Origin of the sequence: Streptomyces atratus (assembly GCF_040655115.1) — a bacterium.
GTDB classification, from domain to species: domain Bacteria; phylum Actinomycetota; class Actinomycetes; order Streptomycetales; family Streptomycetaceae; genus Streptomyces; species Streptomyces atratus_D.
In genome coordinates this window covers 109115-120298 of record NZ_JBFAJH010000009.1, presented here as the reverse complement: position 1 = coordinate 120298, position 11184 = coordinate 109115, and the positions used below count along the sequence as shown (strand labels likewise).

Sequence of the window (11184 nt, the reverse complement as noted above, 5' to 3'; positions counted from 1 at the left end):
CGCGGGTTCGGCTCTTCGGTCAGCGCCGCGAGCGCGGGCGCGCAGGGGTGCGTGCCGGGGCGCGGTTGGTCTTACGCGCCTCGGGCTCCGGGTCCGTGGCGGCGGCCTCGGCGAGGCGGACCAGACGCGACTCGCAGTGGTCCAGCCAGCGGGCCTCGGCCTCCGCCTGGAAGATCAGCTGTTCCAGTACGAGCAGCCAGGCCACCTCGTCACGGTTGGCCGGGACGTCGGCGAGAGCCTGCGCCTTCAGCCGGGTGTAGTCCTGCATCGCCTTGACGGTGTGGTGGCGCTGCGACTGGATGACGGCCCGGATGTCGACGCCGGGTGCGCCCACCGCCATGGCGAGCTTGATCGCCAGCTCGTCGCGGGGCGGGTTGCTGCGGTCGACGGGTGTCTCGAACCAGCTGCGCAGTTCGGCGCGTCCGTCGTCGGTGATCGAGTAGAGGGCATGCCCCTGGTCGTCCTCACCGTTCTGGACGACCATGCCGTCGCGCTCCAGCCGGCTCAGCGTGGTGTACACCTGGCCGACGTTCAGGGGCCAGGTGGAGCCGGTGCGCGACTCGAATTCGGTGCGGAGCCGGGAGCCGTAACGGGGCCCGCGCTCCAGGAGGGCCAAGAGCCCGTGACGGATCGACATACTCGGTATGTATACCGAGTATGTTCGTCTACGCAAGTCCCCGCCGAGGGCTCGCGTCCCTCAGCCGGTGCGGCGCGTTCTGAGCCCCAGAAAGCCCAGACCCAGCCCTATCAGGGCTATTCCGGCGCCCAGCGACACCCTCTGTACGCGTCGCACGGCGGGACCGTCGAGGGCCTGCGGCGCGAGCCTGCCCTCCGGTGGGGAGCCGCTCACCGAGGGCGTGACCGCGGGCTGTGCGACAGGAGTCGTCACGACGGGCTGCACTTCGGGCTGCACCTCGGACAGGCCGTGGGGGCTGTCGCGATGAGCGAGCTCCCCCGGGGAGAGCGGCCGGCCCGGCCGCGGGCGCCCTTCCCCGGCCTGCCGTCCGGCGAGCGGGGGCTGTGCCTCGGGGCGGGCCGACGGCCTGGCGGACGGGCTGGCGGACGGGCTCGCGGATGCCGAGGGCGAGTCGGAGGCGGAGGGCGAGGCGGAGCGCGAAGCCGAGGTGGAGGGCGATGCCGATGCCGATGCCGAGGCGGAGGGGGTGGCCGCCCTGCTGGCCGACGCGGTCGGGGAGGGCGAGGACGGAGTCGTCGACTGATCGGCCGAAGGGGTGACCGAGGGTTTGCCCGAAGGGCCGACCGATGTACCGGAGGAGGGGGTGACGGACGGGGCGGCGGAGCTCGGAGCCGAGGAGTGCCCGGGGGGCGGCGGTCCGGCCGCCGGTCCGCCGGGCCGGCTCCGGGTCAGCCCCGGCGTACCACCGGAAGTGCGCTGGTCGGCGTGTGTCTGTCCCTGTGCCGGTCCCAAAGCCGCCCCCGCGGCTATCACCAGACAGGCCACACACCTCGACGACCATATGGAGAGGAGTGCTGAAGCCATGGGGCCAGCGTCACATGTGCCGATATGTCCGGCATCTCGCGTATCTGTCCGGCATCCCGGACGCCCGGAAGGCGTAACGGTCCGGCGCATTTCACGCGTGCCGGACCGTCACTTCTCCCTGTGCCTGCGTCTCAGGCAGGGTCGCCCGTCGAGACGCGCAGCTCGAAGTGGGCGCCCTTCTCGTCCATGGCGGTACCGGCGGACGGGAACTGTTCCAAGACCTGGTCCTCGGCGTAGGTGTTGCCCGGGACCTTGATCTTCTTGATCGTCCAGCCCGCGGCCCTGGCACATTCCTTGGCGGAGAGGTAGTCCTTGTACGTGAAGTCCGGCGCCTCGATCTTGCTCGGGTCGTCGCTGTCCTCGGAGGGGTCGGTGCACGCTTCTGTCTTCATCGTCCGGTTCCGCTCCGGATCCTTGTGTTCGCCCGCCACCGTCGAGCTGCTCGGGTCACCACCTTTGCCGGTGTCCGAGCCCGGGTCGTCCTTCAGCGACAGCGCCGTGATCAGGCCGCCTATCGCGATCAGCGCGACCACGATCGAACCGACGATCACCGGCATGTTCCGCTTGCTGCCCCCACCGGTGCCACCGCCCACCGGCTGCGGCGCGATCGTGTACGGCGCCGGGGCCGGGGTCCGGTACGCCGGGCTCGACTGCGGGTAGCCGTAGCTCGGCGACGGCGACGGCGCCGGGGCCGGGGTCGGGGTCGGCGGGCCGTACGGGCCGGGCTGCTGCTGGTACTGCTGCGGCTGGTACGGCATCTGCACGCCCTGCGGCGCCTGCGTGGACTGGTCGACCGGCGGGAAGACCGCGGAGCCGACGCCCGAGCCGCTGTTCGCCGGTCCGGCTGCGCCGCCGATGATCACCGGGGCGCCCGTCTGCCCGCCCGCGTTCAGCACGCGCGTGATCTCGTCCTGCATCGCCGCCGCGCTGGGGAAGCGCTCGTTCGGGTTCTTCTTCAGTGCCCGGGCGACCAGTGCGTCCATCGCCGGGGTGATCGCCCGGTTGATGGAGGACGGCGCGACCGGCTCCTCCTGGACGTGCGCGTACGCGATGGCGAGCGGCGAGTCCGCGTCGAACGGGATCCGTCCGGTCAGCAGCTGGAACAGCATGATGCCGACCGAGTACAGGTCGGAGCGCGCGTCCACCCCACGGCCCAGGGCCTGTTCGGGGGAGAGGTACTGCGGGGTGCCGACGACCATGCCGGTCTGCGTCATCGACGTGACGCCCGACTGCATGGCGCGGGCGATGCCGAAGTCCATGACCTTCACGACGCCGCGCTTGGTCACCATCACGTTGCCGGGCTTTATGTCACGGTGGACCAGGCCCATTTCGTGGCTGGTGTCCAGTGCGGCCAGCACGTCACCGGTGACCTTGAGTGCCTTGTCGGCCGGCATCGCACCGTAACTGCGAATGTCCGCCTGGAGTACGGAGCCGAGGGGCTGCCCCTCGACGTACTCCATGACGATGTACGGCATCAGCGCGCCGCCGAGCTCGTCCTCGCCGGTGTCGAAGACCGAGACGATGTTGGTGTGCTGGAGCTTGGCCACGGCCTGAGCCTCGCGACGGAACCGTTCACGGAATGACTGCTCGCGCCCCAGCTCCGTGTGCAGGGTCTTGATCGCCACCTGGCGGTCGAGCGCGGAGTCGTAGGCCAGATATACGGACGCCATCCCGCCTTCGCCGAGCAGGTCGCGAAGCTGGTAGCGGCCGCCGGCGACCGAACCGCCCGCGTAGCGACCCCGGGCGCCGTGTGCGCCGTCCTGGCTCATGACTTGCTTCCCCCTCGGCGCGCGTCTCGCGCGAAGATCCGTATGACGGGCCAAGTCTGCCCGAGGGGTACGACACGTCAAGCCGGGTGCCCGTTCCGTGACCCTACGCACAAGAAGCGTCTCGGAAGCGTTACAGGAAAAGCATGGAATTTGCGTGAGCGGTGCGGCAGCCGGTTTGATGGCCCGTCCCTCTCGAGAACCGGGTGTCCGGCAGAGCCTGTAGCGTGACGTGGCAATGCAGCAAGGCATGCAAGACACCGTGAGAACCCGCGGACGCGCGGACAGATACGACGGCGAGGACTGATGGCACCCGAACCCGAAGCAAACGGCGGCGGAGTTTCGGATGCGGCCGACTCCTGGGGCATCGGAGGTGTGGTCGGTGACGGACGTTACCGAATGACACACCGGCTGGGCCGGGGCGGCATGGCCGAGGTCTTTGCCGCGGAGGACGTCCGGCTGGGACGTACGGTCGCGGTGAAGCTGCTCCGTTCCGATCTTGCCGAGGACCCGGTCTCCAAGGCCCGGTTCACGCGTGAGGCACAGTCGGTCGCGGGCCTCAACCACCATGCGATCGTGGCCGTGTACGACTCCGGTGAGGACGTCGTGGGCGGCCAGACCGTCCCGTACATCGTGATGGAGCTCGTCGAGGGCCGCACCATCCGTGATCTGCTGCTCAACGCCGAGGCACCGCCGCCCGAGCAGGCGTTGATCATCGTCTCGGGGGTGCTGGAAGCCCTCGCGTACTCGCACCAGCACGGCATCGTGCACCGTGACATCAAGCCGGCCAACGTGATCATCACGGACTCCGGCGCGGTCAAGGTGATGGACTTCGGAATCGCCCGTGCGCTGCACGGCGCGCAGTCGACGATGACCCAGACCGGCATGGTCATGGGCACGCCGCAGTACCTCTCCCCCGAGCAGGCGCTGGGCAAGGCCGTCGACCACCGCTCCGACCTGTACGCCACCGGCTGTCTGCTCTACGAACTCCTCGCACTGCGGCCCCCGTTCACGGGTGAGACACCGCTCTCCGTGGTGTACCAGCACGTCCAGGACATTCCGGTCCCGCCGTCCGAGGCCATGGACGCGGTGCCGCCGGAGCTGGACGGGCTCGTCATGCGGTCGCTCGCGAAGGACCCGGACGACCGGTTCCAGAGCGCCGAGGAGATGCGCGGGCTGGTCCAGTACGGCCTGCAGATGCTCCAGGTGCAGGGCGGTCACACGGGTACGTGGAACACCGGACCGGTCACCGCGCACGAGCATGGCAACACCCCCGCCATGGGCATGTCCGGCGGGACGATGGCGATGGGGCACCCGCAGCACGGGGACACCTCGCAGAGTCCGATCCTGCCGCCGATGAATCCGGACGACGGCGGGTACGACGGCGGACACGGGAGCGGTGGCGGCCGCGGCAAGCTCTGGCTGTTCGTCGTCCTCGCGCTGATCGCGATCGGGGCGGGTGTCGCCATGGCGGTGAAAGCCGCGGACAACAACGACAGCAACCAGAAGAAGACGCCGCCCACGACCTCCAGCTCCCCCGCCACGAAGGAGAGTTCGGCGGAGCCGACCGACGAGCAGACGGACATCGTCCCGCAGCCGGCCGACACCACCGGTGGCAAGCACCAGTCGAGCAATCGGCCGTCCTTCTCCGCGTCCCCCTCGCCGAGCGCGCCGTCCGAGACCCCGTCCGACACGGCCACATCGCCGGACACCGGCACGACCGAAGGCGGCACGACGACCGACGGCGGTACGAGCACGGACGGCGGCACCGGTACGGACGGTGGTACGACCACGGACGGTGGTACGACGACCGACGGGGGTACGACGACCGACGGTGGTACGACCACCGGCGGCGGGACCACCACCGGTGCCAACGGCACCGCCGGAACCGCCGCGGGCGCCACTCCCTGATGCGCCAGGCCCTCACCCCGTGAAGGCGTCGCGCACCGCCTCGTACTCCCGCGTCCACCAGACCGCCAGGGCCGACACCGCAGGAAACTGCGGGTCGGCCCTTCGGTCGTCCAGGCGGTAGCGCCAGCGCAGTATCCAGAAGTCGTTGAGCCGCTCCCACCACACCCGGTGCACCGCGGCGGCCAGTTCGCAGGCGTCCGCCCCGACCGCACGCCGATAGGCCCGCGCGTAGGCCCGTACCTTCTCCAGGTCCAGCTTCCCGGCGGGCTCCACGAAGAAGATGGCCGCGGCCCGTACCGCCTCCTCGGCGCGCGGCTGCACCCCCAGCCGGTCCCAGTCGATGATCGCCACCGGGTCGGCGCCCCGGTACAGCACGTTCAGCGGGTGGAAGTCGCCGTGCACCCAGCCGGTCGCCGGGATGTCGGGGGTGGGCGGCCGGCGGTCGGCGTGCCGTTCCAGCAGGGCACGCCGCTCGACGAGGCGGTGCTCGGCCAGCTCGTCGAAGGAGTCCCGGGGGCGGCGGTCGCGGGCCGCGGCCAGCAGGTCGTCGATCAGCGCGAATGTGTCGGCGGCGTCCGGGCTGGCATGCCCGCGCCCCCCGGTCGCCCCCGTCTCCATCACCTGCGCGAGCCCCGTGTGTACGGCTCCGAGGAGCGCCCCGAGCCGTTCCGACTGGGCGCGGGTCAGCTGGGCGCCGATCCGGTGCAGCCCGTCCACCCAGGGGTGCAGTGCGTAGCACCGCCCGCCGATCTCCGTGACCGTGTCGCCCTCCGTGTCCTCGACAGGTGGCGCGACCGGCACGCCGAGCGACTGCAGCCGCTGGGTGGCTCGGTGCTGGCGGACGATCGTCGCGCGGTCGCCGGTGGAGTCGTCGAGATGGTGTTTGAGAAAGTACGAGCCGCGGGTGGTGGAGACGCGGTAGCCGTGGTTGAGGAGACCCTTGGTGAGGGGCTTGCAGCTGAGGGGCTCACCGGCGTTCGGGTAGCGGCGCAGCACCTCGTCGACCGGAGGAACAGGCGGGAGGGTGACAGATGAGCGCGGCACTCACCAAATGATAGATCACGCTGCGTGTCGGTTCGTCTGACGTGCGTGGAAGTCCAGAGTGTGCACCGTGACGAAGTGCGGGGCGAGGCGGAGGTGGACCGGCTCGAAGGGTTCGCCGCTGACTTCCCGAGGTGCCGCGCCGAAGCGCTCGCGCTGCTCCGCGGTCGGATGTGCGATCTCGACAGGGCCGGTGAACCGGACCGACCACAGGTCGCCGCCGGTGGCCGCCGCGTTGAGCTCGATCGCTTGCAGTTCCTCGGAGGACATGCGCTCCGCTCTGCGATACCGCGGCGGGCGCAGAAGGAGGCCGCGGCCCCGGGTGGTCCGGGACCAAAGTCCCGAAGGCCAACCGGGGGCGCGGCCCCGGCGGACCGGAGAGAAGTCTCCCCCGGCCCCGTCCGTGCCGCTCAGCGCCGCTCGGCCTGGAGCCGCGCCACATAGGCGGCGGCCTGCGAGCGGCGCTCCATGCCCAGCTTGGAGAGCAGGGTGGAGACATAGTTCTTGATCGTCTTCTCGGCGAGATGGAGCCGTTCGCCGATCACCCGGTTCGTCAGCCCCTCGCCGATCAGATCGAGGATCTTGCGCTCCTGTTCGGTGAGGCTCGCGAGCTTGTCGTCGCCCCGGCCCTTCTTCCTCTCGCTCAGCCGCTCCAGCACACGCGCGGTCGCGACCGGGTCCAGCAGCGATTTTCCGGCCGCCACGTCCCGTACCGCGTTCAGCAGCTCGCTGCCGCGGATCGCCTTCAGTACGTATCCCGACGCGCCCGCCATGATCGCGTCGAAAAGAGCCTCGTCATCGGCGTACGAGGTCAGCATCAGGCAGTGGATGCTGTCGTCCAGGGACCGGATCTCCCGGCAGACCTCCACCCCGCTGCCGTCCGGCAGTCGCACGTCGACCACCGCCACATCGGGCCGGGTGGCGGGGATGCGCACCAGTGCGTCCGCCGCCGTACCGGCCTCGCCGACGACTTCGATGTCGTCCTCGACCGAGAGCAGTTCATGGACTCCGCGTCGCACGACCTCATGGTCGTCCAACAGAAATACGGCGATTTTTCCTTCTTCGCGCACATTCGCAGTTTCACACACTCCCCTCTTCCCTGCCGCTGAACGGCGGGATAACGTGCCGTTGTTCCGGCGGCCTGCAAGGCTGTTACCAGTGCTGTGACCAGCGAGAGTTCCCGAATTTCTCGATTTACTTGGAAATCCAAGCAAAATCGCAGGTCAAAGAGGGTTTCACAGTTGTGCGACGCACTGGGTAACGTGCCTTTGACAGGGCGCTCGCCGGGGCACCTGTCACGCCTGTTCCCGGCCGAGCGGCACCCACCCCGTGCACGGGTACGGACACAGGCGAGCCGCACTGGTTCTCCCGGCAGACCCCGGGGGCCGGACCGACGGAGGAGCACGCACGTGACCGTGGAGAGCACTGCCGCGCGCAAACCGCGACGCAGCAGCAAGCGGACCAGCGCCGCGAAGACGCCACAGAGTTCCGAGCCCGAGCTCGTACAGCTGCTGACGCCCGAGGGCGAGCGCGTGGAGCACCCGGACTACACGATCGACCTGACCGCGGACGAGCTGCGCGGTCTGTACCGGGACATGGTCCTGACCCGCCGCTTCGACGCCGAGGCGACGGCCTTGCAGCGTCAGGGCGAACTGGGTCTGTGGGCCTCGCTGCTCGGCCAGGAGGCCGCGCAGATCGGCTCCGGCCGGGCGCTGCGCGACGACGACTACGTCTTCCCGACCTACCGTGAGCACGGTGTCGCCTGGTGCCGCGGGGTCGACCCGACCAATCTGCTCGGGATGTTCCGCGGTGTGAATCACGGCGGCTGGGACCCGAACAGCAACAACTTCCACCTGTACACGATCGTCATCGGCTCGCAGACCCTGCACGCCACCGGCTACGCCATGGGCGTCGCCAAGGACGGGGCGGACTCCGCCGTGATCGCGTACTTCGGGGACGGCGCCTCCAGCCAGGGCGACGTCGCCGAGGCGTTCACCTTCTCCGCGGTCTACAACGCCCCGGTCGTCTTCTTCTGCCAGAACAACCAGTGGGCGATCTCCGAGCCCACCGAGAGGCAGACCCGCGTCCCGCTCTACCAGCGCGCGCAGGGCTTCGGCTTCCCCGGCGTCCGGGTCGACGGCAACGACGTACTCGCCTGCCTCGCCGTCACCAAGTCGGCGCTGGAGCGGGCCCGCCGGGGCGAGGGTCCCACCCTCGTCGAGGCGTTCACCTACCGGATGGGCGCGCACACCACCTCCGACGACCCGACGAAGTACCGGGCGGACGAGGAGCGCGCCTCCTGGGAGGCCAAGGACCCGATCCTGCGGCTCCGTACGTACCTGGAGAAGCAGGACCTCGCCGACGAGGCGTACTTCTCCGCGCTCGACGAGGAGAGCGAGGCTCTCGGCAAGCGGGTCCGTGAAACGGTACGGGCCATGCCCGACCCGGACCCGATGGCGATCTTCGACCACGTGTACGCCGACGGCAGCCCCCTCGTCGACGAGGAGCGCGCCCAGTTCGCCGCCTACCAGGCTTCCTTCGCCGAGGAGGGCAACTAGTCATGGCCCTGGAAAAGATGTCCATCGCGAAGGCGCTCAACGAGTCGCTGCGCAAGGCTCTCGACACCGACCCCAAGGTCCTCATCATGGGTGAGGACGTCGGCAAGCTGGGCGGAGTCTTCCGGATCACCGACGGGCTCCAGAAGGACTTCGGCGAGGACCGGGTCATCGACACGCCGCTCGCCGAGTCCGGCATCGTCGGCACCGCGATCGGTCTGGCCCTGCGCGGCTACCGGCCGATCGTGGAGATCCAGTTCGACGGCTTCGTCTTCCCCGCGTACGACCAGATCGTCACGCAGCTCGCGAAGATGCACGCCCGCGCGCTCGGCAAGATCAAGCTGCCGGTCGTCGTCCGGATCCCGTACGGCGGCGGCATCGGCGCCGTCGAGCACCACAGCGAGTCGCCCGAGGCGCTGTTCGCGCACGTCGCGGGGCTCAAGGTGGTCTCGCCGTCCAACGCCTCGGACGCCTACTGGATGATGCAGCAGGCCGTCCAGAGCGACGACCCGATCATCTTCTTCGAGCCGAAGCGGCGCTACTGGGACAAGGGCGAGGTCGAGACCGACCTCATCCCCGGTCCGCTGCACAAGGCCGCGACGGTACGGGAGGGCTCGGACCTCACCCTCGTCGCCTACGGCCCGATGGTGAAGGTCTGCCTGGAGGCCGCCGCGGCCGCCCAGGAGGAGGGCAAGTCGATCGAGGTCCTGGACCTGCGGTCGATGTCGCCGATCGACTTCGACGCCGTCCAGGCCTCGGTCGAGAAGACCGGCCGGCTGGTCGTCGTCCACGAGGCGCCGGTGTTCTACGGCTCCGGTGCCGAGATCGCCGCCCGCATCACCGAGCGCTGCTTCTACCATCTGGAGGCACCGGTGCTCAGGGTCGGCGGCTACCACGCCCCGTATCCGCCGGCGCGTCTTGAGGACGAGTATCTGCCGGGCCTGGACCGGGTGCTCGACGCCGTCGACCGCTCGCTGGCGTACTGAGGAGAGGGGTCGTGACGACGATGACCGAAACGTCTGCTCGCTTCCGTGAGTTCAAGATGCCCGACGTGGGCGAGGGACTGACCGAGGCCGAGATCCTCAAGTGGTACGTACAGCCGGGCGACACCGTCACCGACGGCCAGGTCGTCTGCGAGGTCGAGACCGCGAAGGCGGCCGTGGAGCTGCCGATCCCGTTCGACGGCGTGGTGCACGAGCTGCGCTTCGCCGAGGGCACGACCGTCGACGTCGGCCAGGTGATCATCGCGGTGGACGTGGCGCCGGGCAGCGGTGACGCGGCCGCGGAGGCGGCTCCGGCCCCGGCCCCGGCCGAACCGGAACCGGCTGCGGAACCGGAGGCGCCGAAGGGCCGCCGGCCGGTGCTGGTGGGCTACGGCGTGGCCGAGTCCTCCACCAAGCGCCGCGCCCGTAAGGGCGCCGAGCAGCCGGCTGCCGCGGCTGCCGCGATCCAGGGCGAGCTGAACGGCCACGGACCGGCCGTCCCGGAGAGCCGCCCGCTCGCCAAGCCGCCGGTGCGCAAACTGGCGAAGGACCTGGGCATCGACCTGGCGACGGTCGTCCCGACCGGCGAGGGCGGGATCATCACCCGCGAGGACGTGCACGCGGCGGCCGCGCCCGCACTGGCTCAGGCGCCCGTACCCGCCCCGGTCCCGGAACCCGTGGTCACCGCCGCCGTTCCCGCCCCGGTGCCGGGTGCCCGGGAGACCCGTATCCCGGTCAAGGGTGTCCGGAAGGCCATTGCACAGGCCATGGTCGGCAGTGCGTTCACCGCACCGCATGTCACCGAGTTCGTGACGGTCGACGTCACGCGCACGATGAAGCTCGTGGCGGAGCTCAAGGACGACAAGGACATGGCGGGGGTCCGGGTCAATCCGCTCCTGATCATCGCCAAGGCGCTCCTGGTCGCGATCAAGCGGAACCCGGAGGTCAACGCCACCTGGGACGAGGCCAACCAGGAGATCGTGCAGAAGCACTATGTGAACCTGGGCATCGCGGCCGCCACCCCGCGGGGTCTGATCGTGCCGAACATCAAGGACGCGCAGGACAAGACCCTGCCGCAGCTCGCCGCAGCACTGGGCGAGCTGGTCGCCACGGCCCGGGACGGCAGGACGTCTCCCGCCGCCATGGCGGGCGGCACGGTGACGATCACCAACGTCGGCGTCTTCGGCGTCGACACGGGTACGCCGATCCTGAACCCGGGCGAGTCCGCGATCCTCGCGGTCGGTGCGATCAAGCTGCAGCCGTGGGTCCACAAGGGCAAGGTGAAGCCCCGTCAGGTCACCACGCTGGCGCTGTCGTTCGACCACCGTCTGGTCGACGGCGAGCTCGGTTCCAAGGTCCTGGCGGATGTGGCCGCGATCCTGGAACAGCCCAAGAGGCTGATCACCTGGGCCTGATGGCCGTGTGAG

Annotated in this window: 9 protein-coding genes; 4 read left to right on the top strand and 5 right to left on the bottom strand. The window is 69.9% G+C overall.

Going from position 1 to position 11184, the window contains the following annotated elements:
• Positions 1-19: 19 nt before the first annotated feature.
• Together AB0I23_RS13640 and AB0I23_RS13635 are read right to left on the bottom strand one after the other, a co-directional pair.
• The gene (locus AB0I23_RS13640; RefSeq protein ID WP_359109399.1) at positions 20-637 is read right to left on the bottom strand and encodes a PadR family transcriptional regulator; all 618 of its coding nucleotides are present in this window, start codon (positions 635-637) and stop codon (positions 20-22) included.
• Positions 638-1632: 995 nt separating this feature from the next.
• A complete protein-coding gene (locus AB0I23_RS13635) occupies positions 1633-3270 on the bottom strand; it encodes a protein kinase domain-containing protein (protein WP_359109398.1) in 1638 nt (545 codons plus the stop codon).
• A 303-nt stretch (positions 3271-3573) separates the two neighbouring features.
• Here AB0I23_RS13635 and AB0I23_RS13630 point away from each other — a divergent pair, with 303 nt between their 5' ends.
• Positions 3574-5178, top strand: coding sequence for a protein kinase domain-containing protein (locus AB0I23_RS13630; protein ID WP_359109397.1), 1605 nt, complete (start codon positions 3574-3576; stop codon positions 5176-5178).
• A 12-nt stretch (positions 5179-5190) separates the two neighbouring features.
• On the opposite strand, the gene AB0I23_RS13625 is transcribed toward AB0I23_RS13630, so the two are convergent.
• From AB0I23_RS13625 to AB0I23_RS13615, 3 genes are all read right to left on the bottom strand, one after another.
• The gene (locus AB0I23_RS13625) at positions 5191-6174 is read right to left on the bottom strand and encodes a phosphotransferase (RefSeq protein ID WP_359109479.1); all 984 of its coding nucleotides are present in this window, start codon (positions 6172-6174) and stop codon (positions 5191-5193) included.
• Positions 6175-6237: 63 nt separating this feature from the next.
• Positions 6238-6489, bottom strand: coding sequence for a hypothetical protein (locus tag AB0I23_RS13620; RefSeq protein ID WP_359109396.1), 252 nt, complete (start codon positions 6487-6489; stop codon positions 6238-6240).
• Positions 6490-6629: 140 nt separating this feature from the next.
• Positions 6630-7289 (bottom strand): response regulator transcription factor, encoded by a 660-nt coding sequence (locus AB0I23_RS13615; protein ID WP_359109395.1) that lies wholly within the window; start codon positions 7287-7289, stop codon positions 6630-6632.
• 339 nt (positions 7290-7628) lie between these two features.
• On the opposite strand from AB0I23_RS13615, the gene pdhA reads away from it, so the two are divergent.
• Genes pdhA through AB0I23_RS13600 form a run of 3 tightly spaced genes read left to right on the top strand, consistent with a single transcriptional unit; the run spans position 7629 to position 11172 of the window.
• Entirely contained in the window at positions 7629-8777 is a 1149-nt protein-coding gene (gene pdhA, locus AB0I23_RS13610) for a pyruvate dehydrogenase (acetyl-transferring) E1 component subunit alpha (protein WP_359109394.1), read from the top strand.
• A gap of 2 nt (positions 8778-8779) precedes the next feature.
• A complete protein-coding gene (locus AB0I23_RS13605; protein WP_359109393.1) occupies positions 8780-9760 on the top strand; it encodes an alpha-ketoacid dehydrogenase subunit beta in 981 nt (326 codons plus the stop codon).
• A gap of 11 nt (positions 9761-9771) precedes the next feature.
• A complete protein-coding gene (locus AB0I23_RS13600) occupies positions 9772-11172 on the top strand; it encodes a dihydrolipoamide acetyltransferase family protein (RefSeq protein ID WP_359109392.1) in 1401 nt (466 codons plus the stop codon).
• The last annotated feature ends 12 nt before the right edge of the window (positions 11173-11184 follow it).

Bases quoted from the DNA above. Each gene is read 5' to 3' on its own strand.
- AB0I23_RS13630 (WP_359109397.1), top strand. From the start codon at position 3,574: ATGGCACCCGAACCCGAAGCAAACGGCGGCGGAGTTTCGGATGCGGCC.
- AB0I23_RS13620 (WP_359109396.1), bottom strand. From the start codon at position 6,489: ATGTCCTCCGAGGAACTGCAAGCGATCGAGCTCAACGCGGCGGCCACC.
- AB0I23_RS13640 (WP_359109399.1), bottom strand. From the start codon at position 637: ATGTCGATCCGTCACGGGCTCTTGGCCCTCCTGGAGCGCGGGCCCCGT.
- AB0I23_RS13605 (WP_359109393.1), top strand. From the start codon at position 8,780: ATGGCCCTGGAAAAGATGTCCATCGCGAAGGCGCTCAACGAGTCGCTG.
- AB0I23_RS13635 (WP_359109398.1), bottom strand. From the start codon at position 3,270: ATGAGCCAGGACGGCGCACACGGCGCCCGGGGTCGCTACGCGGGCGGT.